The organism is uncultured Oscillibacter sp. (genome assembly GCF_900544955.1).
Classification (GTDB): Bacteria; Bacillota; Clostridia; order Oscillospirales; family Oscillospiraceae; genus Oscillibacter.
Window position 1 is genome coordinate 15,789 of sequence record NZ_UQXD01000013.1, and the last position, 22,988, is coordinate 38,776.

A 22,988-nucleotide genomic window follows, 5' to 3' on the forward strand; every position below is an offset into this window, starting at 1 on the left:
CCGCCCCGGCGGCGGATCGCTCCCGCCCCGCCGGATGTCCGGAATTGCGCAAGCCGTCCCCCGCCCCTGCATAGACTTGCAGGGAGAGGAGGGGGAGGCCGTGGATGCGCTGGAACAGAGCACGGGGGTCTATGCCCTGGCGGCGGCGATGGCAAAGTGCATGAAGCCGGAGGACCTGACCCGGGTGGCCCTGCTGTTCACTCAGCTGGGCACCACGCTGTCGGTCATCGCCGCGCTCCAGAATCTGGATTCCGGCAACGCGGCGGCCGCCGCCGATGATCTGACCGGCGCGGTGTGAAAAACCGTCCCGTGAGCGGCAGCTCACGGGACGGTTTTTTCTCGATCAGGCGCCTGCGCCCAGCTTTTCCGCCAGGCGATCCGCCACGGCGTCCAAAAACGCCTCACTGGTGACGGCGGTGGCGGGGAAGCCCGGCTCCACCAGGCCCACCAGGTCCTTGGTCATGATGCCGGCGTTCAGGGTGTCGAAGCAGGATTGCTCCAGCTTCTCGCCGAAGGCGGTCAAATCCGCCAGGCCGTCCAGCTGACCCCGCTTTTTTAGGGCGCCGGACCAGGCGAAGATGGTGGCCATGGGGTTGGTGGAGGTCTGTTCCCCCGCCTGGTAGCGGTAGTAGTGGCGGGTGACGGTACCGTGGGCGGCCTCGAACTCCGTGGTGCCGTCGGGGGCCACCAGCACGCTGGTCATCATGGCCAGGGAGCCGAAGGCGGTGGACACCATGTCGCTCATCACGTCGCCGTCGTAGTTCTTGCAGGCCCAGATATAGCCCCCCTCGCTGCGGATGACCCGGGCCACGGCGTCATCGATGAGGGTGTAGAAATAGGTGATGCCCAGCGCGTCGAACCGGTCCTTGTAGGACAGGTACTCCTCCTCGAAGATGCGCTTGAAGGCGCCGTCATAGACCTTGGAGATGGTGTCCTTGGTGGAAAACCACAGGTCCTGCTGGGTGTCTACGGCGTACTGGAAGCAGGCTCGGGCGAAGGAGCGGATGGAGGCGGCCTTGTTGTGGGCCCCCTGCCACACGGCGGGGCCGTCTACGGTCTGCACGGTGAGGGTCTGGGTCCGGCCGCTCTCCCCGGTGAAGGTCAGGGTGGCGGTGCCGGGCTCCGTGGTCTCCAGGTCCACCGCCTTGTAGACGTCGCCGTAGGCGTGGCGGGCGATGGTGATGGGCTTTTTCCAGTTCTTCACCACCGGCTTCACCGCGTCGATGCAGATGGGGGCGCGGAACACCGTGCCGTCCAGAATGGAGCGGATGGTGCCGTTGGGACTCTTCCACATCTCCGTCAGCTGGGGGTACTCCTCCATCCGCGCCCGGTTGGGGGTGATGGTGGCGCATTTCACCGCCACGCCCAGCCGCTTGGCGGCGTAGGCGGCGTCCACCGTCACCTGGTCCGCCGTCTCGTTGCGGTGCAGCAGGCCCAGGTCGTAGTACTCCGTTTTCAGCGCCACGAAGGGCAGCAGCAGCTTCTCCTTGATCATGGCCCACAGCACCCGGGTCATCTCGTCGCCGTCCATCTCCACCAGGGGCGTGGTCATCTGAATCTTTTCCATGTCAGTTCCCCCTCTTTGCATAGTAATTCATGAGGCAGCCGTCCAGAAGGATCTGCTTCTCGTCCTCCGTCAGGCCACGCACGTGGAGCAGCAGCTCCGACTGGCCGCCGTCGGCGCGGAGGACCGTGGCGGGGATGTCCTCCGTCCCGCGCCGGATGGCCTCGCGGATGCCGGGGATGAACAGGCAGTCGCCGTTCTGGCAGTCAAAGGGGGTGTCCGGGTCCAGGGTGAAGGGCAGGATGCCCCAGTTGATGCAGTTGGAGCGGTAGCGCTTGGTGGCGAAGGCGTAGCAGATGTTGGCCAGGCCCCCCAGCACCTTCTGGCAGGAGGCGGCCTGCTCCCGAGCGGAGCCGTCGCCGGGCTTGTTGGCGAAGATGCAGGAGCCGAACTGGGTGCGCTCCAGCAGCGCCTCGCCGCCCACCCGGCTCAGCAGGGCCTTCAGCGCCGCCGGGGCCCTGCCCGCCAGGCGCTCCGCCTCCAGGGCGGCGGCGGCCTTGGCCCGGCCCACGTAGGCGGGCTCCCGGCGGGAGAGGGTGAACTCCGCCAGGCGCAGGGGGTTGGAGCGGTAGGAGGAGGTCTCGCCGGAGGGGATCAGCTCGTCGGTGGTGGTCACGTCGTCCCGGAGTACCGCCGCCAGCTCCACCAGCAGATTCTCCGCCAGGGGCTGGACCTGGGGCCAGTCGGTGATGTTGGGGCCCATGATGAGAGCCGTCTCCGGCTCCGCCTTGCCGAAGCCGTTGTACACCCGCCGGCCGTAAATCCCGTCGTCAAAGTGGTACTCCCGCCGCACCGGATCGTAGTCGATGTCCGTGGCGGCGGTGATTCTGCCGCCGTTGCGGGCGGTGGCGGCAATGGACCGGGCGTCCATCAGGCACACCCCGGCAAACTGGCCCTCGGCGGGCTTGGAGCCCTCCCGGTTGGGGAAGTTCCGGGTGGTGTGCCGCAGGGAGAGGCCGTTGTTGGCGGGCACGTCCCCGGCGCCGAAGCAGGGGCCGCAGAAGCTGGGCTTGATGAGGGCGCCGCTCTCCAGCAGGGCCGCCGTGGCGCCGGTCTTCGTCAGCTCCAGGCTGACGGGCACGCTGGTGGGGTACACGTCCAGGGAGAAGTAGCCGTTGCCGCAGCTGCCCCCGGCGAGGATGTCCGCCGCCTCGGTGATGTTGTCGAAGAGGCCGCCGGCGCAGCCGGCGATCACGCCCTGGTCCGCCCACACGCCGCCGTCGTGGATTTTGTCGGTGAGGCGCACCTTCGCCTTGGGGAACCGGGCCTGGGCGTCCGCCTCCACCTGGGCCAGGATGTCCGGCGCGTTTGCCAGGAACTCCCGGATGGTCCAGGCGTTGGAGGGGTGGAAGGGCAGGGCGATCATGGGCTCCACCGCGCCCAGATCGATTTCGATGTACTTGTCGTAGTAGGCGCCGTCGCCGGGGTGCAGCGCCTGGTACTCGCTCCCCCGCCGGTGGGTCTCATAAAATGCCCGGGTCTCCCCGTCCGTCTCCCAGATAGAGGAGAGGCAGGTGGTCTCGGTGGTCATCACGTCGATGCCGTTGCGGAAGTCGATGGGCAGGGCGGCGATGCCGGGCCCGGCGAATTCCAACACGCAGTTGTTGACAAAGCCGCTTGCAAAGGTGGCCTTCACCAGGGCGATGGCCACGTCGTGGGGCCCCACGCCCCGCCGGGGGGCGCCGGTGAGATAGACCAGCACCACCTTGGGGTATTTGGCGTCCCAGGTGTTTTTCAGCAGCTGCTTGGCAAGCTCCGGCCCGCCCTCGCCCACGGCCATGGTGCCCAGGGCGCCGTAGCGGGTGTGGGAGTCGGAGCCCAGAATCATCTTTCCGCAGCCTGCCAGCTGCTCCCTTGCATAGGAGTGGATGACGCTCTGGTTGGCGGGGACGTAGATGCCGCCGTATTTTTTGGCGGCGGAGAGGCCGAACACGTGGTCGTCCTCGTTGATGGTGCCGCCCACGGCGCAGAGGCTGTTGTGGCAGTTGGTCAGGGCGTAGGGGAGGGGGAATTCCCGCATCCCGGAGGCCCGGGCCTGCTGGATGATGCCGACGTAGGTGATGTCGTGGGACACCATGGCGTCGAAGCGAATGTGCAGCTGCTCCGGGTCGCCGGAGACATTGTGGGCCTGGAGGATGTTCCAGGCCATGGTGCGCCGCCGGCCCTCCTCCGCAGAGAGGGGGGCGGCGCTGGGCGCGCCGTTTACCAGGAACACACCGCTGTCGTGGAGAGTGATCATAGGGGACCTCCTGCAATCCCGGCCGGGGGCCGGCGTTTCTTGCCCATCAATATAGCACAGATTTTCCCGCTTGCAAAGTCATTTTGCAAGAAAAGGAGGGTCAACTTGCAAATTTGGGAAACTCGCCCAGAAAGGGGCGGGAAAAGCCCCGCGGTTTTGCCGCGCCCGTATCAACGCAGCGTTGCTTGCAAACCCGCCGCCTGTGGGGTATCCTAGGGGAGAGGTGAGCGGGATGAACAGCAAGGAAATCGGCGCGCTGCTGCTGCGGCTGCGGCAGGAGCGGGACATGACCCAGCGTCAGGTGGCGGAGCACCTGTGCGTCAGCACCCAGGCGGTGAGCAAATGGGAGCGGGGGCAGGGGTGCCCGGACGTGAGCCTGCTGCCGTCGCTTGCCCGTCTGTTCGGCGTCAGCGTGGTGCGGCTGCTGGCCGGGGACCTGGCGCCGGAGAAAGCGGAGGTTGGAAATATGAAACGTGTCAAATTCTATGTGTGCCCGGACTGCGGCAACATCCTCACCGCCACGGGCGGCGGGGAGCTCCACTGCTGCGGCCGGAAGCTGGAGCCCCTGGTACCCCGCCCGGCGGACGGGGACCACGCCGCCTGCGTACAGGAGGTGGAGGAGGACTGGTATGTGACCTTCCGCCATCCGATGGAGAAGGGCCACTTCATCCGCTTTGCCGCCTGCACCGCCGCGGACCGGGTGGTGCTGGTGCGGCTGTATCCGGAGCAGGGCGGGGAATTCCGCATGCCCCAGCTCCGGGGCGGCGGGCGGCTCTATCTCTGCTGCAGCCGGGACGGGCTGTTTGAAGTGCCGCTGTAAGCGGCGCACGCAATCAAAAGAGGGGGACGAGTATTTCTCGTCCCCCTCTTTTTGCCCCTTTACGGCCGGCGTCTGGGTTTTACCTTTACCTGCACCTCGGTTTTGTACTCCTTGGAGTCGTTGGTCTCGTGGGCGTCGATGCGGTACAGCTCCAAGGGGGCGCCGTCGGTGCACAGCCCCTGCTCCTCCACAAATTGCAGCAGCCGCGGCAGCATCCGGGCCAGATTTTCGTATTCCCCGCTGTAGATGGTGGAGGCATAGCAGCCCCCCGGCAGAACGGCGTCGCACTGTTCCAGCTCGCTCACAATGAAAAACACGGAGGAGAAGTGGTTGTAGATGCCCTTTTGGACGTAGTTCATGTCCACCACGGCGCCGATCTGCTGGCTGCCGCCCACGATGTGGAGCACGTTCTCGTGCTTCTTTTCCAGTTTTTTCAAAATGAAATCGATTTCCTTCTCCAGGATCAGGTCCTCTTTGAGCACGAAGTAGGCGCGCGGGGGGAGCTGCAGCAGCTCGAAGGACTCCACCTGCCGGCGCAGCGTGGTCTGGATCTTTTTGGCCCGCTTGAGCACCTCTTTCCGCTGCTCCGTCAGATCGCTGATCCGCCTGTCGATGAGCGCCACCTCCATGTCCAGCAGCTGGAGGGTGGAGTCCACGGTTCGGGTGTTGATGTACCTGCTGATTTTCTCCATGGGCATGGCCAGATTCCGCAGGCTGCGGATGATGTTCAGGTTGCAGATGTCCTGAATGCTGTACATGCGGTAGTTGTTTTCCCCGCGCAGGGGATTGAGGGCCTTTTGCTCCTCGTAATAGCGCAGCGTGTCCGTGTGCAGGTTGTACAAGCGGGAGAGTTCGGAGATCTTGTAGAAATCTTTCAAAAAAATCGCCTCCGCCTATTGACATTCGGATTGTACGAGGGTTTATACTCGACTCACAAGTACAAAATATTCCAAAAACAAAGCTAATTTTTGTAGAAATTAGCTAATTTCGGCGAGGGAGGCGTCCTATGGAACAAGGGAAACAGTTTGTGAAGTTTGTCGTCCCCTCCATCGTCTCCATGTGGATTTTCTCGTTATACACCATTGTGGACGGCATTTTCGTGGCCCGCGGCGTGGGGGAGGCGGCCCTTGCCTCTGTGAACCTGTCCATCCCCTACGTGCAGTGCATTTTCGCGGTGGGCCTGCTGTTCGGCACCGGCACCTCCACGGTGGTGGCCATCTGCCTGGGGAGGGGAGAGCAGAAAAAGGCCCTTCAATATTTCAACCAGAACCTGTTTTTGCTGATCTGCTTCTCCCTCTGCCTGACGGCCTTCACGCTGCTGGAGCTGGAGCCCATCGCCCGGTTTCTGGGCGCCTCCGGCGACACCCTGAACTATACCATGGAGTACGTCCGCACCATCTCCGTCTTTGCCGTGTTTTTTATCGTCTCCTACAATCTGGAGGTGCTGGTCAAAACCAACGGCGCGCCCCATGTCTCTGCCATTGGGGTGGCCTCCTGCGGCATCATGAATGTCCTGCTGGACTACGTGTTTGTGATGCACTTTCACTGGGGGATCCGGGGGGCGGCGTTTGCCACCGGCCTCTCCCAGCTGACGTCCACGGCCGTGTTCGTGTGCTACTTTCTCCGCCACCGGGAAAAGCTGCACTTCGGCCGGTTCTCCTTCGACCTGTCCATCTACCGGCGGATTCTGCCCATCGGCCTGGCCGACGGCATGACGGAGCTCTCCGCGGGGATTACCACCTTTTTGTTCAACCAGATGATCCTCCGGGTCATCGGCTCGGTGGGCATTGTGAGCTACACCATCGTCTCCTACGTCAACACGCTGGTGCTCATGACCATGACGGGCCTCACCCAGGGGATGCAGCCGCTGGTGAGCTATCACTATGGACGGGAGCAGCCGCAGGTCTATCTCCGGTTTTTGCGGGACGGCCTGGTGGTCAGCAGCTGCCTTGCGGTGCTCTCCTTCGTCCTGGTGCTGCTGGGGGCGGACCGCATCACGGGCATTTTCATCAAAGACCCGGACAGTGCGCTGTTCCGCTACTCCGCCCATGCGCTGCGGGTGTACGCGAGGGCCTTTTTGCTCATGGGGGCGAATGTGGTGATGGCCGGCTTTTTCGCGGCGGTGGAGCGCCCCCGCTACTCCCTGGCCATCTCCCTTGGCCGGGGCCTGGTCATCATCACCCTCTCGCTTCTGCTCATGGCCGCGCTGTTCGGGGAGGCGGGCATCTGGAACAGCCCGCTGGTGTCGGAGGCGCTGTGCCTGGTGGTCACGGGCCTGCTGGCCCGCCGCCACTTCCGGCAGGAGCGCCTGCGCACCTGAGGGAGATTTTCTTCTACTTATAGAGCATCTCCGCGGAAAAAGCAAGGTTTTTGCACCTTTTTTGCGGAACTGTATGATACTGCCTTCAAAAGATACCGGTATTTTTGATATGGAGTCACAATGCGGCGGCGGGGCCGCCCAGTTCGATCGACAGGGGAGGGAGACGCGCATCGGAAACGGACGACAACGAGAGCAAACAAATGAATAGGAGGTAGTTATGGATCACTACGGTATCATTTCCTTGCTTCCCATGGCGGTGGTCATCATTCTCGCGCTGACCACCAAACGGACGCTGGAGAGCTTCATTTTCGGAAGCCTGCTGGGCTTCATCATCCTGGAGAAGGGGAACTTTTTCTTTGCCTGGTACGCTGCCTTGCAGGAGGTCATCGCGGAGCAGGTGTGGTTCATTCTGCTGCTGGCGGTCTTCGGCATCATCATCGCGCTGTTCGAGCGGTCGGGCGGCGCCATCGGGTTTTCCAACATTGGCACCAAGCTGGCAAATTCACGCACCAAATCGCTGCTGGTCACCTTCTTTTTGGGCGTTGTCATCTTTGTGGACGACTATTTGAACAACCTGGCCATCGGCGTCTCCATGCGCAACGTCACGGACAAGTTCAAGATCTCCCGGGAGTTTTTGGCCTACGTCATCAACACCACCGGCGCGGCAGTGTGCGTGCTGATCCCCATCTCCACCTGGGGCGTCTACATGACCCAGCTGGACGAGGCGGAGGGGTTGGTGGTCAACGGCAGCGCCATGAGCGCCTACATCCAGTCCATTCCCTACATGTTTTATCCCTGGTGCGCACTGATCTGCGTGCTGCTCACCATCTTCAAGGTCCTGCCCCTGTACGGGCCCATGAAAAAGGCGGAGCTGCGGGCACAGGGCGGCGACGTCTTCCCCGCCAGCTACCATCAAAAGGCGGAGGGCCAGTCCGCGGACCTGACCGCCAACGTCCCGGAGAATCCCCGCGCCATCAACTTTATCCTGCCCATCATGGTGCTGGTGGCGGTCACCATCATCAACGGCGACGTGATTGTGGCGGCCTTCGCCTGCATCGCGGTCTGCGCCGTCATGTACCTGCCCCAAAAGCTGATGAAGCCCAGCGAATTCGGCGACTGCATCGTGAAGGGCGTGGAGAGCATGGTGTTCATCACCATTCTGGTGCTGATCTGCTTCACCCTGCTGAAAGCCAACGAGCGCCTGGGCCTTGCAAACTTTGTGATTGAGACGGTGCAGCCCTACCTCAACCCCTCTTTGCTGCCGGTCATCACCTTTGCCATCGCCTGCTTCATCACCTATGCCACCGGCTCTCTCTGGCAGACGGCCGCCATCCTGTTTCCCATCGTGCTGCCGCTGGCCTTCGCCCTGGGGACCAACCCCTTCCTCACCAGCGCGGCGGTGGTCTCCGGCACGGTCTTCTCCAGCCATGTGTGCTTCTATGTGGATGCCGTGATCATGGCCTCCTCTGCAACGGATATCCAGACCATCGACTACGCGGAGACGGTCACGCCGCTGGCGGTGATCCCGGTGGTGCTTTCCGCGCTGCTGTATCTGGTGTTCGGCTTTATCGTCTAGTCCATCGCACCCAATCATCCTGGCCGCCGGGCCAATCAAAGGAGGAATTGCAAATGGCACAGACTGCAACGGTTATTTTGAAGAGCAACCATATTTTCGACTCGGTGAGAGACGAGCCCTTTGCCGGGTTTGTCGCAGTGGCGGGAGACACCATTCTGGCCGTGGGCGAGGGCGAGGCGTACGCCCAGTACGTGGGGCCGGACACCCGGGTGGCGGACTACGGCGACCGGATGATCATGCCCGGCTTCATCGACTCCCACGGGCACCTGTTCTTTACCATGCAGATTGACAACGGCGTGAACCTTATCTCCTCCCGATCGGAGGAGGAGGCGGCGCAGATGGTCTATGCGTATGCCAAGACCCTGCCGGCGGACATGCCCGTGGTGATGGGCTATGACTACGACCCGGCCCGGTGGCCCTACGTCTACCCCACCAAAGCCTCCCTGGACCGGCTGATCCCCGACCGGCCCGTGGTGATTCAGCGGATTGAGGGGCACGGCTGCTGGCTCAACTCCAAGGCGCTGGAGCTGTTCCACCTCAACCGGGACACGCCGGACCCCAAGGGCGGCAAGTACTTCAGGGACGAGCAGGGGGAGCTCACCGGCTACGTGGACGAGTACGGCCAGCACTACGTCAGCGCCATGACCACGGCGGCCCTGCTCAACTACGGGGACTTCGCAAAGAACTGGGTCAAGATGATGATCGAGCGGCTGAACGGCTGGGGTGTCACCAGCGTCAGCGACATGGCCTTTGATTACACGGACCCGCTCCGCATTCTGGAGGAAATCCGCGCCGAGGGCGGCCTGACCCTCAAGTTCTCCCTGGGGCTGTATGCCAGTTTGCTGAAGGGGGACTGGCGCATCGTGCATGAGCTGCAGGAGAAGTATACCGACCCCTATCTCAAGTACACCACCCTCAAGTTCATGTACGACGGCTCCATCATGAGCAACACCGCCGAGATGTGCGAGCCCTACCACGACATGCCCGAGACCTGCAATCTGCTGCCGGTGGACTATGAGGACATGAAGGCGCAGATGCTGCGGGCCAATGCGGAGGGCTTCCGCATCCGGGTCCACTGCATTGGGGACGGCGCGGTAAAAGCGTGTCTCAATATTGCGGAGGCGTGCCGCGAGAGCGGCGGAAACCAGGGCGCCCGGTTCGCCATCGCCCATATCGAGTGCATCCACCCCGAGGACATCCCCCGGTTCCGCGAGCTGGAGGTCATTGCGGACATCCACCCCGCCCACTGCACGCTGGGGTGCGACACCGCCGCGGACAACGTATACCCCAAGAAGGTGGGGCCGGAGCGGGAGAAGTACTGCTTCAACTACCGCTCCCTCTGGGAGAGCGGCGCAAGGCTGGCCGCCGGGTCCGACAGCCCCGCCGTCATCTACAACCCCATGCTGGGCGTATACCGCGGGGTGACCCGCCGCTTCGGCAACGACCAGCCGGCGGACGGCTGGATTCCGGAGCAGCGTCTGCCCCTGCCGGTGGTGCTCAAGGCCTATACCATCGGCTCGGCCTATCTGGACTACCGGGAGGAGGAGACGGGTTCCCTGGAGGCTGGGAAAAAGGCCGATATCATCGTGCTGGACCAGAACCTGTTTGGGATCGACCCCAGCGATATTCTGAAGACCAAGGTGGAGCTCACCATGGTCGATGGAAAGATCTGCCACGGCCGGCTGCCGTAACGGGGCGCCGTCTGCCGCAAAGAGGAGCGGGACTGCTTTTGCAGTCCCGCTCCTCTTTGCGGGTGGGAGGGCGTGTCCCGCCCGGGCCGGGGGAGTGATCACGAGAGGGTGGCCAGCCGCCGGTACTGGCCCAGGGTGTAGCCCTCCGCATACTTGAAAAACCGGTTCAGGGCGTACTCGCTGGAAAAGCCGGACATGGCGGCAATCTCCGCGAAGGAGAGGGTGGAGGTGCCGATGAGCTCCTTGATGAAGTTCAGCTTCTCCGCGCCGATGAGCTGGTTCAGGGTTTTTCCGGACTGGCTGCGGCAGATGCGGTTGAGCTGCCGGGAGCTGCGGTTCAGGCTGGCGGCCACGTCCTCCACCGTGATGCCGTCGCCGATGTGGTCGGCGATGTAGGTTTGGATCTCCGCCATCATCTGGGCGGCCCGGCCGGGCTTGATGTCCCGCTGGGCGATGGGGCCGCCTTCGGGCAGCACGGAGTTCATCAGCCGGAGGAGCAGGCATTGCAGCAGATTGGAGATCTCCCGAGCGGCCCAGGGGGAGCCGCCCCGGGACGCCGCCAGCATCAGCTCCACATAGGTGTCCGCCGCCTCCGGGGCGGGGAAGACGGCGATCCGGCGGATTTCCTCCAGCGCCGAGAGCACATAGGGGTCCGTGCTCTCAATCTGAAAGGCCACGCTAAAGCGGATGCCGGTCTGGGAGGCCTCAATCACCTGGTGGTAGTGGTTGGGCGGCACGATCATGAAGTTTCCCTGCTCCACGGTGTAGAGCTGGAGGGAGCCGCCCACCTCCGCACTCTGGCGGATATAGCCCTCCAGCATGAGCTGCAGCTCGTAAAAGGAGTGTTTGTTCCGCTCGGAGAGCAGAATGTCGCTGCGGCCGGAGCGCAGGAAAATCCAGTAGACGTGGAGGCGCATATGGGGGTCGTCGATGCGGATGATCTGCCGGTTCAGGGGCTGGTTGCTGTTCAAAATGGCAGTGCTGATCTTCTGCTGCACGGCGGCGGTCCTCCTTTCCAAAGCGGCGTTGCCGGCGGGGGGAGCAAATTGTCCGATTCTGGGGCGTCCCTCCGGAGGCCCGGACTGTGTCCGCGGTCGGGGGAGGGGACCGGGGCGGGCGGGAAAACTTCCCGGAAAAAACTTGTAAAACGGGGGATTTCAGAAAAAAATTGGGGAACTTTTCCCGGTTGAACGGGAAAACCGGCTGTTTTCATCATATCAATTTCCCGCCGCGGGCGCAAGGCGGCGGCGAAAAAAATGTCTGAAATTGTTCCTTTTGTGACCGTGCCCGCGATTGACCCTGACCGGGGTGGACTGTTATAGTTAAATTGTAGCAATCACCCGGGGGCATTCCGGAGATTTTCGTGATTGTGACCGCTTTGGAGACGTGGATGCGTCGAGATCAGGAATGGAGGAAATGATATGAAAAGAATGTGCGCGCTGTTGCTGGCTCTGGCGATGGCTCTCTCCCTGGCCGCCTGCGGCGGGAAGGAAGCGGCCCCGGCGGAGGGCGGCTCTGCGGCGGCGCCTGCCGCCGACCCCATCACCATCAAGCTGCCCCACTGCTATTCCGAGGGCCATCCCCTGACGGACACCCTGGAGAACTTCTTCAAGACGGAGCTGGAGAGCCGCTCCGGCGGCCGGCTGCTGGTGGAGCTGTACCCCAACTCCACGCTGGCTACCGAGGAGCAGATTTATGAGGGGCTTCGGAACAACACCTATGAGATGGGCGTGGTGGGCACCATTTTCCAGGACCGGATTCCCTCCGTGGCCACCTTCCAGCTCCCCTTCCTCTTCAGCGACTTCGACCAGGCCCGCCAGGCGCTGTACGAGGGGGACTATGGCCAGCAGCTCATCGGCGACGTGGGGTCCCTGGGCTTCACCGTCAACGGCATCGTCCCCGACGGCTTCCGGGTGATGACCCTGAACCGCAAGGTGGAGAGCCTGGCGGACATGAAGGGGCTGAAATTGCGGATGCCCAACCTGGAGGTCATGGTGAACATCGGCAACTGCCTGGGCTGCGCCGTCACCCCCATGGCGATGACGGAGGTCTTTTCCGCCCTGGAGCAGAAGGTCATCGACGGACAGGAGAATCCCCCCTCCACCATCCGCACCCAGGGCTGGTATGAGATTCAGGATTACCTGATGGTCTCCAACCACGTGTTCACCTGCCTGTTCCTGTGCGTGGGCAGCGATTTCTACAACTCTCTGGACAGTGAGCTCCAGGGCATTCTGGACGGGGTGATCGACGAGACCGCCGCCCGGATTTGGGACAGCGCCAAGGATCAGGCCCAGGAGGATCTGGACTTTATGGCCCAGGAGGGCGGCATCGAGGTCTATGAGCCCTCCGCGGCCTTCAAGCAGGAGATGATCGACGCCACGGCCTCCATGTATGCGGATATGTACGCCAAGTGCCCCGAGGTGGAGGGCATTGTGACGGCCATCCGGGCCCTGTCGTGACGGCGTCTGAGCGGAGCGTATCATGAGAGCGATTCGAACGGTTTTCAAATGGGTGGACCGGGTTACGGCCTGGCTGGCGGTGCTGGCACTGGTGGTCACCTTTGCCCTGGTCTTCCTGAACGTCATCATGCGCTATGTTTTCGGCACGGGCTTTGCCTGGTCCGAGGAGGGCGCCCGCTACGCGCTGATGGCGGTCATCATCCTGGGCGTGCTGGAGGTGACCCATCTGCGGGGCCACTTCTGCGTGGACCTGCTCACCAACGCAGCGCCTAAGCCGGTGCTGCGGGGGATGCAGATTGTGCAGGACGCGGTGATGCTGGCGGTGATGGCGGTGCTGATCCGGGGAAGCTGGCAGATGATGCTGCTGAACTGGGAGAACACCACCCCCGCCATGGGAATGCCCTCCTGGCTGCCCTACGGGCTGATGCTGGCGTCCTGCTTTTTCAGCCTGCTCTATCTGCTGGGCCATCTGCTGGAGGACTGCGGACTGCACCTGGGTGCGGAGGAAGGGGGGGACACGCCGTGCTGATGCTGTTTCTGCTCTCGCTGTTCATCCCGCTGCTGGTGGGGGTGCCGGTGGCCTTCTCGCTGATCGTCAGCGCGGTGGTGCTGATGGCCTCCAAGGGCCTCTTCACCTCCCAATTGGTGGTGCAGCAGTTCATCGGCGGCATCAACAGCTTCTCGCTGCTGGCGGTGCCCTTCTTCATGCTGGCGGGCGAGCTGATGAACAAAGGAGGCATCACCCGGAAGATCGTGGACGTGGTGTACATCTGGGTGGGCCGCTTCCGCGGGGGACTGGGCTATGTGTCCATCCTGGCCAGCATGATCTTTGCCGGCCTCAGCGGCAGCGCCCTGGCGGACACCGCCGCCCTGGGCGGCGTGCTGATCCCCATGATGAGCGAGCGGGGGTACAGCAAGGGCCGGTCCACCGGCATCGTCATCTCCTCGGCCATCATCGCCAACATCATCCCGCCCAGCATCGGCTTCATCCTCTTCGGCGTGGTCAGCGGCGCCTCCATCAGCCGCATGTTCATGGGCGGTTTGGTTCCGGGCATCCTCCTGGGCTGCGCGCTGATGATCACCTGGTTTTTCACCGCCCGGAAAGACGGGCTGCAGGCGGACCCCAGCACCATTCCCTCCGCGGAGAAATGGCGCATCTTCCGCCAGGCCATCCCGGCGCTGATCCTGCCCCTGTTCATCATTGTGGGCCTGCGGGGCGGCATCTTCACCCCCACGGAGGCCGGGGCCATCGCCTGCGCCTACGCGCTGGTGGTGGGCATGTTCGTCTACAAGGGCCTGCGGCCCAGCGACCTGCCGGGAATTTTGCTGGACACCGTGCGCTCCACGGGCAAGGTCCTCTTTATCGTGGGCGGCTCGCTGACGGTCTCCTGGATCATCACCGCCAGCAACCTCTCCAAGGAGCTGGTCAGCTCCTTCCACGGCCTGGTGGCCCACCCGGTGCTGCTGGTGATCTGCTGCCAGCTGCTGTTCATCCTGTTCGGCATGGTGCTGGACATTGTGCCCATCATCATGATCCTGGTGCCGGTGATGCTGCCGCTGGTGAAGGCGGCGGGGGTGAATCTGGAGTACTTCGGCATCCTCTCCATCATCACCATGACCTTCGGCCTCATCACCCCGCCGGTGGGCACCGTGCTCTATGTGGGCAGCGGCATCTCCAAAATCAGCATCGCCGAGGCTGTGCGGGGCGCCCTGCCCTTCATGGCGGCGGAGGTGGCGGTGATTCTGGTGCTGTCTTTCTTCCCCCAGGTCATCACGGTTCCCCTGTCCATCATTATGTAAAGGAGGCGCGGGCTTGAAAATCACAGGCTTGACCATTCACTGCATGGAGTATCAACAGGCGTTCTGGATGTCCTCCGCCAGTGCCAACCAGGTGTACAACAACCGCTTTTGCATCGTGGTCCAGATCGCCACGGACGCGGGCATCGTGGGCATCGGGGAGTCGGACTACCCCGGCGGCCCGCCTTCCAGCGTGGTGGCGGTGCTGGAGAAAGAGCTGGGCCCCGCCCTCATCGGCAAGGACCCGCTGGACATCCAGGCCATCTGGGACGAGATGTATTACATGCACATCCAGCACAGCCGGGTGGGCATTCACATGCACGCCATCAGCGGCATCGACATCGCCCTGTGGGACATCGCCGGAAAGGCGGCGGGGCTGCCCTGCTACCGGCTGTGGGGCGGGCACCACAGCGTGATCCCCGCCTACGCCAGCGGCGGCATGTACTACGGCCTGCCCGGGGAGAACCCCGACGGGCTGCTGGGCATGGAGGCGGAGTTGGAGCTGACGAAGCGGATGGGCTTCCGGGGCTACAAGATGAAGGTGGGCAAGCCCACGCTGACCCTGGAGCAGGACGTCGCCCGGGTCCGCTTTGCCCGGGAGCACCTGGGGCCGGAGACGGACTTGATGGTGGACGCCAACTGCACCTGGGACATCCTGCGGGCCTATGCGTACCTGCCCTATCTGGAGGAGCTGGGGGTGAAGTTTCTGGAGGAGCCCTTCCAGCTCAACAGCCCCCAGTCCTACCGGACCCTGGCCCGGCAGACCCGCATCCCCCTGGCGGGATCGGAGAACGAGTCCTCCCTCTACGGCTTCCGGGAGCTGATGGACGCCGGCGTGTACTTTGTGCAGCCCAACGTGTGCCGGGTGGGCGGCCCCACCAACATGCGCCGGATCATGACGCTGATCGACCTGGAGGAGCGGGTGTTCGCCCCCCACTCCTGGTCCTCCATCATCTGCATGACCGCCAACATGCACCTGATGGCCACCACCCGCCGCCACTACATGCTGGAATACGACATCAACCCCAGCGCCTTCCGGGAGGACCTGATCCAGGAGCCCTATCCCTTCCGGGACGGTTGCTACACCATTCCAGACCGCCCGGGCCTGGGCCTGGCGCTGAATATGGACACCGTGGACCGGCACACCGTTTACCGCGCGGAGGTCCGCTGACACCTCTCCCCGCCCGCAGCGCGCTGCGGGCGGGGAAGATTTTCCTTGACATATATCGGATGTCGATATAATATATAGACACTCGATACAAACGGAGGGATTGCGGATGTCCATTGACAAGACCCTGCTGGCGGGCAGCACGTCGCTGCTGCTGCTGAAGCTGCTGGCAGACGGGGACAAGTACGGCTACCAGATGATTGAGGAGCTCCGCCGCCGGTCGGACAGGACCTTTGAGCTGAAGGCGGGGACGCTGTACCCCCTGCTGCACAGTCTGGAGCAAAAGGGGCTCATCACCGCCTGGGAGTCCGCCGCCGAAACCAGGCCCCGGCGGTACTACCACCTGACGGACAGCGGCCGGCGGCAGCTGGAGGAGAAGGAGACGGAGTGGCGGGCCTATGCCGGGGCGGTGCTCCGGGTGCTGGAGGGGGGTGCCTGTCTTGCCTGAGCGTTTTGCAGCGTATCTGGCGGCGGCGGGGGAGCAGATTCGCTGGCGGCGGGCCCGGCCGGTGCTGCTGCGGGAGCTGCGGACCCACCTGATGGACCAGCGGGACGATTGCGCGGCGGCGGGGCTGGACGAGGAGGCCGCCCAGGCGGAGGCCCTGCGGCAGATGGGGGACCCGGTGGCCGTGGGCACGGAGCTGGACCGGGTCCACCGGCCCCGGCCCCAGTGGGGCCTGCTGGCGTTTGTGTGGCTGCTGGCGCTGGCCTGCGGCTTGTTGCGGGTGTGGCTCACCCGGGGCGTGGTGTATGGGGGCGTCCGGCCGGAGCCCACGGTGCTGGCGCTGCTCCAGGGGACGGCGGTGTTCCTGGGCGCGTATTTTCTGGACTACACCTTCCTGGGCCGCCACGGCAGGGCGCTGTACGTCGCGGCCCTGGCGGCGGGGCTGCTGTCCCTGTGGCTGTCGCCGCGGGTGAACTACGCCTCCTACTTCACCCGGTATGTGGTGTTGTTCTATCCGGTGGTGTACGCCGCCTGGGTGTATCTCTGGCGGGGAAGGGGCGTGAAGGGCCTGCTGGCGGCCATCGGGGGCGGCGTGCCCCTGGCGTGCATCGGACTGCTGGCGCCGTATGTGCTGGGCATGGCGGTGCTGGCGGTGACCGGCCTGTGTCTGCTGGAGGTGGCGGGCTGGCGGGACTGGTTCGGCGCCGGACGGCGGCTCTCCATGCTGCTTCCGGCAGGGGTGGCGGCGGTTGCCGCCGGCGGGCTGTTTTTCGGCGGGTTCGGGGCCCAGCGGTTCCGGCTGCTGCTGCACCCGGAGCTGGACCCGCTGGGGGCGGGCTATCAGGCCCTGACCGTCCGCTCCGCCCTGGAGGGCGCCAACTGGCTGGGCGAGGGCGTCCTGGAGGGGACCTTTGCCGGATACGGCTACTGGGACGTGATTCCGGCGGGGGGGAGCGACTTCCTGCTGACCACGCTGATCCACGCCCTGGGCTGGCTGCCCTTTTTGCTGCTGCTGGCGGCCTTTGGAGCGCTGGTGGCGTGGCTGCTGGTCAAGGCCCTGCGCCAGCAGAACCAGCTGGGACGGATGGTGGCAGTGGCCGTGGTGCTGACCCTGGGGCTCCAGGGGCTGTGCAGCGTGGTGCTGAACCTGGGCCTGGTGCTCATCAGCGCGTCCTTTCCCCTGCTGGTGGGGAACCTCCACACGGTGGTGACGATGGCCTTGATCGGACTGGCCCTCTCCGTGTTCCGGCAGGAGCGGATTCCGGAGGAGAACCCGGAGCCGCATCCCCCGGTGTTCCGGCGGCCCCGGGTCTCCTGGCGGGACGGGGAGCTGGTGATCGCCCTGGGCAGGCGGGAATAAGAGAGAGACCCCGGCAGCGGTTTTCCGCTGCCGGGGTCTCTGCCGTTCAGGATTCTGCCGGGGTGAGTTGGGAGAGCTCCAGCCACGTGCCGCCGATACACACCGCCTCCACGGCGGCGGGGTCCACCACCGTGCGGAAGGGGCCCTGGCTGGCAGAGCCCTGGATGCGCCCGTCCTCCAGATGCTCCAGCCGCCCTCTGTAGCCGCTGGCGGAGCCAACCTCCTGTCCGTCGCTGTCCCGCAGAGGACCCGCCACCGGAAGCGTGTAGTCCTCCGGCACCGCCTCCAGGGTTTCGAAGTCCACCGTCACCTGGAAGGCGGTCACGGTGACGCCGGTGACCCGCAGGGCGGGACCCTCCTCCGGCTGGAGAACCGCATCGCCGGTGTAATCCGCCCGGAGGGGCTTGCGCTCCACGGTGAAGGTGAAGTCAAAGGGGCCGGGGAGGGTGGTGTCCTGAATGGTCAGATTCTCCAGGTGGAGATGCAGCTCTGCCTCGTCGGCCTGGGCGGTGTACTCCCGCTGAATCTGAAGGGAGCAGGTGTCGGTCTCCCCCTGGCGGTTCCAGAGCAGGGAGAGGTCCATAGAGCGGTTCCAGGTGTGGTAAAATTCCAGATATTCTTGAAGCTCCTGGTCCGTGAGATCGGGATACTGCTCCCGGAACTCCCGCTCGATTTGGGCGTCGGAGCTGCGGAGCCAGGAGTCCTCCGTGGAGACGGAGGACCAGTACCGGAGGTCTGAGTTGTCGCCGGAGAGGGACAGGGACAGCATCAGATAGTCCCCGTCCCACAGCGCCCCCTCCAGCGTCACGGTGGTGCCGTCCGCCGTCTGGCTCTGGTCGATGACGGTGCCCATGCGGGAGAGCAGGTCCTCGGACCCCTCCGGCGCCCGGGGGTCGGCGGCTACGTTCCAAAACCAGCTGGAAAACTGGCCGGTGGCCACGGCGTAGCCGCAGGCGGAGAGGACCAGCACCGCCGCGATGGCCGCCGCCACGCGCCAGTGCCTGCGGCGGGGCAGGGCGGACCGGACACGGCCGCGGATGCGTGCGCTGCTTATTTCGTCCAGAGGCGGCGTGTCCGTCTCCAATTCGTTGGTCAGTTCATACCATTCCTTCATCGCGGGACCTCCTCTCGCAGCGTGGTCCGCATCCGGTGGAGCCGAGCGCGGACGGCGGATTCCGTCAGGCCGAAGCGGCGGCCGATCTCCGCCGCCGTCTCCAGCAGCAGGTAGTGGCGGAGGAAGATCTCCCCATCCGGCGGGGAGAGGGCGCGGATCTGCTCCGCCAGCACCCGGCCCAGGGCCTCCTGCTCCAAAAAGGCGGAGTCGCCGGCGTCGTTGTCGAACAGGGGCACCTCCGCCCGCCGCCGCAGGATCCGCCAGCGGTCGATGGCCAGATTCCGGGCGGTGGTGATGACGAAGCCCCGCAGCGTCTCCGGCCGCAGCGCTCCGCCGGACTGCCACAGGCGGATCATGGTGTCCGCCGCCACCTCCTCGATGTCCGGCCCCCGGCCCGGCAGGACACGGCCCGCAATGGCCGCCGCCAGGGGTGCGTAGCGGTCCATCAGCTCCGCCATGGCCTGTTCCGGCCGGTGCTTCAAATGGGCCAGCAGCTCCTGGTCTGTCATAACGCCACCTCCTTTACCTGGTATACGACGGAAACGGTGGAAACGGTGCAAAAAAACTCCGCGATGAGTGAAAAGAGGAAAAAACAGGACGGCAGTGCTGCCGTCCTGTTGGGAGGGGCTTTCAGGTGCGGGCCACGCCGGAGTCGTAGGCGGCCTGCTTCACGGCGGCGGCCACCGCGTCCCGCACCCGGGGGTCGAACGCCGCGGGGATGATGCAGTCGGCGGAGAGCTCCTCATCGGAGATCAGCGCCGCCAGGGCCTTGGCGGCGGCGATCTTCATCGCGTCGTTGATGTCGGAGGCCCGGGCGTCCAGCGCCCCGCGGAAGATGCCGGGGAAGGCCAGCACGTTGTTGATCTGGTTGGGATAGTCGCTGCGGCCCGTGGCGATGACGGCGGCGCCGCCGGCCCGGGCGTCGTCGGGGAAGATTTCCGGCGTGGGGTTGGCGCAGGCAAAGAGCACCGCGTCCTTGGCCATGGTCCCGACCATCTCCGTGGTGACCACCCCGGGGGCGGACACGCCGATGAACACGTCGGCCCCTGCCAGCGTCTCCGCCAGGGTGCCGGGGCGCCGGTCCCGGTTGGTGCACTGGGCCATCTCCTCCTTGATCCAGTTCATCCCCGCCGTCCGTCCGGCGTAGATGGCGCCGTGGCGGTCGCAGAGGGTGATGTCCGGATAACCGGCGGACAGCAGTAGCTTCGTGATGGACACGGCTGCCGCGCCGGCGCCGTTGATGACCACCCGGACATCCCCGGGCTGCTTGCCCACCACCTTCAGCGCGTTGGTGAGGCCCGCCAAGGTGATGACGGCGGTGCCGTGCTGGTCGTCGTGGAAGATGGGGATGTCGCACCGCTCCTTCAGCTTCCGCTCGATCTCAAAGCACCGGGGAGCGGAGATATCCTCCAGATTCACGCCGCCGAAGGAGCCCGCCAGCAGCGCCACGGTGTTCACAATGTCGTCCACCTCTTTGCTGCGCACGCACAGGGGCACGGCGTCCACGCCGCCGAAGGCCTTGAACAGCACGCACTTGCCCTCCATCACGGGCATGCCCGCCTCGGGGCCGATATCGCCCAGGCCCAGAACGGCGGTGCCGTCGGTGACCACCGCCACCGTGTTCCAGCGCCGGGTCAGCTCGTAGCTCTTGCTGGCGTCCTTCTGGATTTCCAGGCAGGGCTGCGCCACGCCGGGGGTGTAGGCCAGGGACAGGGCCTCCTTGGAGTCCACCGCCGCCCGGGGGGTCATCTCCAGCTTTCCCTTCCACTCGTAGTGCAGACGCAGGGATTCCTTTGCGTAATCCATGTACCGTGCTCCTTTCATTTCTTGAGAAGAATTTTCACCTTCCGGAAACTGATACAATTATATAAAAAAAGGCCGCTGGTGTCAATTCCCGGCGGGAAATACTTGAAATCCCAGATTTCCTATGGCAAAATAGGAGAACAAGGGGGTGGCACGATGAAGATTTCAACCCGGGGGCGCTACGCCCTGCGGCTGATGATGGATATTGCATCCCACGACGGGGAGGGATACGTCTCCTTGAAGGATGCGGCGGCCCGGCAGGAGATCTCCGTGAAGTATCTGGAGCAGATCGCGGGGCTGCTCTCCAAGGCGGGGCTGCTGCACAGCGGTCGGGGCGCCCAGGGGGGATACCGCCTGGTGAAGGCGCCGGAGGCGTACACCGTGGGGAGCATCCTGCGGCTGACGGAGGGGAATTTGGCGCCTGTGGCCTGCCTGGAGGGGCCGGAGAACCGGTGCCAGCGGTGCGGCGAGTGCGCCACCCTGGATTTTTGGACGGGGCTTTACGCGGTGGTGAATGAGTATATCGACCGCTACACCCTGGCGGACCTGCTGGCGGAGCAGGCGCGAAAACAGTAAAATGCGGGGGACCGGCGCACAGCCGGTCCCCCGTTTGTTCCAGCGGGAAGTTACAGGGACTTCTCGTAGGACTCGATCATCTTCTTGACCATCTGGCCGCCGACGGAGCCGGCCTCGCGGGAGGTCAGGTCGCCGTTGTAGCCTTCCTTCAGGTTGACGCCAACCTCGGAAGCGGCCTCCATCTTGAACTTATCCATAGCGGCACGGGCCTCGGGAACGTTGATCTTGTTGTTGTTCTTGCTAGACATAATGGTGTTCTCCTTCTCATCAAATCATTTTTTGTGTTTGGGTTCACTGGGTATCGCGAGCATAGTTTGACTCGAAAGAGGGGGAATATGCTTGCTTTTTGCCGGAAATTTTTACAAGCGCGGCGCAAGGGCGCTGCCCTGCTCCACATCGTCCCGCACAAAGGCGGCGCGGATGGCGTTCAGCACCCGCTTTTTGTCGCCGCTCCACAGCGGCGCGAGGAGGTCCCGCTTGGCGCCGTCGCCGGTGAGGCGGTGGACCACCGTCTCCCGGGGGATGTTCCGCAGGCACTCCTCCAGGGCCGCGATATACGCCTCCAGTTCCAGCGTGCGGAAGCGGCCCGCCTGCCAGTCCGCCGCCAGGTCCGTGCCCCGGAGGACATGGAGCAGGTGGAACTTGACGCCCCAGGCGCCGGAGGCGCCGATATACCGGGCGGTTTCCGCCATCTGCGCCTGGGTTTCCCCGGGGAGGCCCAGGATCTGGTGGACCACCACGGCGATGCCCATGTCCGTCAGGCGCCGGACCGCCTCGTCGAAAACCGGAAGATCGTACCCCCGGCGGAGGTAGGCGGCGGAGGCGGGGTGGATGGTCTGAAGGCCCAGCTCCACCCACACCGGCTTGACGCGGTTTTGCTCCGCCAGGAGGGTGAGGACCTCCTCCGGCAGGCAGTCCGGCCGGGTGGCCACGGACAGCGCCACCACCTCCGGCGGCGCCGCGGCGGCGGCGTACAGCGCCCGGAGGCGGTCCGCCGGGGCATAGGTGTTGGTGAAGGATTGGAAGTAGGCGACGTAGCGGGCGTCCGGCCCCGCCTTTGCCGCCACCCGGGCCTTGGCCGCGGCCAGCTGGGCGGGAATATCGCCCGTTTCCGCAAAGGCCCCGGCGCCGTCGCAGAAGATGCAGCCCCGGGTGCCCAGGGTGCCGTCCCGGTTGGGGCAGGAGCAGCCGGAGGACAGGGCCAGCTTGTAGACCTTGCCGCCGTATCTCCGTCTGCAATCCTCGTTCAGGCTGTTCCAGTACACGGTGCGCCTCCATCTTTTTTTCAAAATCCCCTTTTGTCCGCCGGGGTTCTGCGCTATAATACCATCTATTGAGCAAACTGTCCGCGGCCCGGGGCCGCGCAGGATATCCGTTTTACACAGGAGGTTTTCCTATGGTCACAATGGCACAGCGCATTGAAGCGCTCCGCACGGAAAAGGGGCTGAGCCGCCCCGCGTTGTCCGCCGCTCTGGGCCTGCCCAAGAGCGCGGCGGAAAAGTTTGAAACCGGCCGTCAGACGCCCAGCCAGGACCAGCAGAAGAAGCTGGCGTCCTTTTTCGGCGTGTCGCTGTTCTACCTCCGGGGGGAGAGCGACGACCGCACCCAGATGGAGAATTGGCTGAACTCGTCCTTCTCCGACGACGCCCCCGCACCCGCCCCGGCGCCCCGCCGGAGCGCGGCGCCCCAGACGGTGGCCCAGTCCGCCGGCGGGCGGGAGGACGGCCCGATGCTGGCGGCCTTCCTGAAGAGCAAGTCCTTTCAGGACATGGTCCGCGCCACGGTGACGGAGGTCCTCCGCTCCCCCGAGGGGCAGGAGCTGCTGGCAAAAGCCGTCCGCCGGGAGCTGGAGCGCCGCTGAGGCCATTCCGGGGAGGGAGACCGCCGGTCTCCCTCCTCTCTTCTGCTGATTGTACCCCCTCCGCCGGAAAAACGCCAGACCCAGGTTTCCGCGGCCAAGGGAGCGGCCGGATTTCCGGCGTTTTCTGTGAAAAATCCCTATGGACTTTCCGGCGGGAGTTTGGCAGAATGGTGACTTGCGCGTGGCCGGCGGGCG

General features: G+C 64.6%; 22 protein-coding genes. 13 read left to right on the forward strand and 9 right to left on the reverse strand.

Annotated features, from left to right (window positions below; all coding sequences use genetic code 11):
* The first annotated feature begins 100 nt into the window (after nt 1–100).
* A complete protein-coding gene (locus tag QZS21_RS04770; RefSeq protein ID WP_295580846.1) occupies nt 101–298 on the forward strand; it encodes a DUF6774 domain-containing protein in 198 nt (65 codons plus the stop codon).
* Nucleotides 299–343: 45 nt separating this feature from the next.
* Here the strand turns inward: QZS21_RS04770 and QZS21_RS04775 are convergent, their stop codons facing one another.
* Entirely contained in the window at nt 344–1,567 is a 1,224-nt protein-coding gene (locus QZS21_RS04775; protein WP_295580848.1) for an NADP-dependent isocitrate dehydrogenase, read from the reverse strand.
* A gap of 1 nt (nt 1,568) precedes the next feature.
* Nucleotides 1,569–3,803 carry a hydratase gene (locus tag QZS21_RS04780; protein ID WP_295580850.1) on the reverse strand — a complete coding sequence of 745 codons (2,235 nt, stop codon included), beginning with the start codon at nt 3,801–3,803 and terminating at the stop codon, nt 1,569–1,571.
* Between the two features lie 232 nt (nt 3,804–4,035).
* On the opposite strand from QZS21_RS04780, the gene QZS21_RS04785 reads away from it, so the two are divergent.
* The gene (locus QZS21_RS04785) at nt 4,036–4,623 is read left to right on the forward strand and encodes a helix-turn-helix domain-containing protein (RefSeq protein ID WP_295580852.1); all 588 of its coding nucleotides are present in this window, start codon (nt 4,036–4,038) and stop codon (nt 4,621–4,623) included.
* A 59-nt stretch (nt 4,624–4,682) separates the two neighbouring features.
* Here the strand turns inward: QZS21_RS04785 and QZS21_RS04790 are convergent, their stop codons facing one another.
* Complete coding sequence (locus tag QZS21_RS04790) at nt 4,683–5,501, reverse strand: MerR family transcriptional regulator (protein ID WP_295580854.1); 819 nt, start codon at nt 5,499–5,501, stop codon at nt 4,683–4,685.
* Nucleotides 5,502–5,629: 128 nt separating this feature from the next.
* Here QZS21_RS04790 and QZS21_RS04795 point away from each other — a divergent pair, with 128 nt between their 5' ends.
* The 3 genes from QZS21_RS04795 (at nt 5,630) to QZS21_RS04805 (ending at nt 10,210) form a co-directional block, all read left to right on the forward strand.
* On the forward strand, nt 5,630–6,943 hold the full coding sequence (locus QZS21_RS04795; protein WP_295580856.1) for an MATE family efflux transporter: 1,314 nt from the start codon (nt 5,630–5,632) through the stop codon (nt 6,941–6,943).
* 217 nt (nt 6,944–7,160) lie between these two features.
* A complete protein-coding gene (locus QZS21_RS04800) occupies nt 7,161–8,519 on the forward strand; it encodes a Na+/H+ antiporter NhaC family protein (RefSeq protein WP_295580858.1) in 1,359 nt (452 codons plus the stop codon).
* A gap of 53 nt (nt 8,520–8,572) precedes the next feature.
* Entirely contained in the window at nt 8,573–10,210 is a 1,638-nt protein-coding gene (locus QZS21_RS04805) for an amidohydrolase (protein ID WP_295580860.1), read from the forward strand.
* A gap of 98 nt (nt 10,211–10,308) precedes the next feature.
* On the opposite strand, the gene QZS21_RS04810 is transcribed toward QZS21_RS04805, so the two are convergent.
* A complete protein-coding gene (locus tag QZS21_RS04810; protein WP_295580862.1) occupies nt 10,309–11,208 on the reverse strand; it encodes a helix-turn-helix transcriptional regulator in 900 nt (299 codons plus the stop codon).
* A gap of 423 nt (nt 11,209–11,631) precedes the next feature.
* On the opposite strand from QZS21_RS04810, the gene QZS21_RS04815 reads away from it, so the two are divergent.
* The 6 genes from QZS21_RS04815 (at nt 11,632) to QZS21_RS04840 (ending at nt 17,439) form a co-directional block, all read left to right on the forward strand.
* On the forward strand, nt 11,632–12,669 hold the full coding sequence (locus tag QZS21_RS04815) for a TRAP transporter substrate-binding protein (protein ID WP_295580864.1): 1,038 nt from the start codon (nt 11,632–11,634) through the stop codon (nt 12,667–12,669).
* A gap of 22 nt (nt 12,670–12,691) precedes the next feature.
* On the forward strand, nt 12,692–13,198 hold the full coding sequence (locus QZS21_RS04820) for a TRAP transporter small permease (protein ID WP_295580865.1): 507 nt from the start codon (nt 12,692–12,694) through the stop codon (nt 13,196–13,198).
* Nucleotides 13,198–14,469, forward strand: coding sequence for a TRAP transporter large permease (locus tag QZS21_RS04825; RefSeq protein ID WP_295580918.1), 1,272 nt, complete (start codon nt 13,198–13,200; stop codon nt 14,467–14,469). Before QZS21_RS04820 ends, QZS21_RS04825 begins: the two co-directional genes overlap by 1 nt.
* A 13-nt stretch (nt 14,470–14,482) precedes the next feature.
* Nucleotides 14,483–15,637, forward strand: coding sequence for a mandelate racemase/muconate lactonizing enzyme family protein (locus QZS21_RS04830; RefSeq protein ID WP_295580866.1), 1,155 nt, complete (start codon nt 14,483–14,485; stop codon nt 15,635–15,637).
* 106 nt (nt 15,638–15,743) lie between these two features.
* Nucleotides 15,744–16,082, forward strand: a complete 339-nt coding sequence (locus QZS21_RS04835; protein WP_295580868.1) for a PadR family transcriptional regulator — start codon at nt 15,744–15,746, stop codon at nt 16,080–16,082.
* The gene (locus QZS21_RS04840; RefSeq protein ID WP_295580870.1) at nt 16,075–17,439 is read left to right on the forward strand and encodes a permease prefix domain 1-containing protein; all 1,365 of its coding nucleotides are present in this window, start codon (nt 16,075–16,077) and stop codon (nt 17,437–17,439) included. The genes QZS21_RS04835 and QZS21_RS04840 overlap by 8 nt, the downstream gene beginning before the upstream one ends.
* Before the next feature lie 46 nt (nt 17,440–17,485).
* Here the strand turns inward: QZS21_RS04840 and QZS21_RS04845 are convergent, their stop codons facing one another.
* From QZS21_RS04845 to QZS21_RS04855, 3 genes are all read right to left on the reverse strand, one after another.
* Nucleotides 17,486–18,553 carry a DUF4179 domain-containing protein gene (locus QZS21_RS04845; protein WP_295580873.1) on the reverse strand — a complete coding sequence of 356 codons (1,068 nt, stop codon included), beginning with the start codon at nt 18,551–18,553 and terminating at the stop codon, nt 17,486–17,488.
* Complete coding sequence (locus QZS21_RS04850) at nt 18,550–19,062, reverse strand: RNA polymerase sigma factor (protein ID WP_295580875.1); 513 nt, start codon at nt 19,060–19,062, stop codon at nt 18,550–18,552. Before QZS21_RS04850 ends, QZS21_RS04845 begins: the two co-directional genes overlap by 4 nt.
* Nucleotides 19,063–19,183: 121 nt before the next feature.
* The gene (locus QZS21_RS04855; RefSeq protein ID WP_295580877.1) at nt 19,184–20,359 is read right to left on the reverse strand and encodes an NADP-dependent malic enzyme; all 1,176 of its coding nucleotides are present in this window, start codon (nt 20,357–20,359) and stop codon (nt 19,184–19,186) included.
* 153 nt (nt 20,360–20,512) lie between these two features.
* Here QZS21_RS04855 and QZS21_RS04860 point away from each other — a divergent pair, with 153 nt between their 5' ends.
* A complete protein-coding gene (locus QZS21_RS04860) occupies nt 20,513–20,932 on the forward strand; it encodes an Rrf2 family transcriptional regulator (RefSeq protein ID WP_295580879.1) in 420 nt (139 codons plus the stop codon).
* A gap of 50 nt (nt 20,933–20,982) precedes the next feature.
* Here QZS21_RS04860 and QZS21_RS04865 read toward each other — a convergent pair whose 3' ends face one another.
* Nucleotides 20,983–21,180, reverse strand: a complete 198-nt coding sequence (locus QZS21_RS04865) for an alpha/beta-type small acid-soluble spore protein (protein ID WP_295580881.1) — start codon at nt 21,178–21,180, stop codon at nt 20,983–20,985.
* 111 nt (nt 21,181–21,291) lie between these two features.
* Nucleotides 21,292–22,197 carry a TIGR01212 family radical SAM protein gene (locus QZS21_RS04870; RefSeq protein WP_295580883.1) on the reverse strand — a complete coding sequence of 302 codons (906 nt, stop codon included), beginning with the start codon at nt 22,195–22,197 and terminating at the stop codon, nt 21,292–21,294.
* A gap of 131 nt (nt 22,198–22,328) precedes the next feature.
* On the opposite strand from QZS21_RS04870, the gene QZS21_RS04875 reads away from it, so the two are divergent.
* A complete protein-coding gene (locus QZS21_RS04875; protein WP_295580885.1) occupies nt 22,329–22,793 on the forward strand; it encodes a helix-turn-helix domain-containing protein in 465 nt (154 codons plus the stop codon).
* Nucleotides 22,794–22,988: the final 195 nt, after the last annotated feature.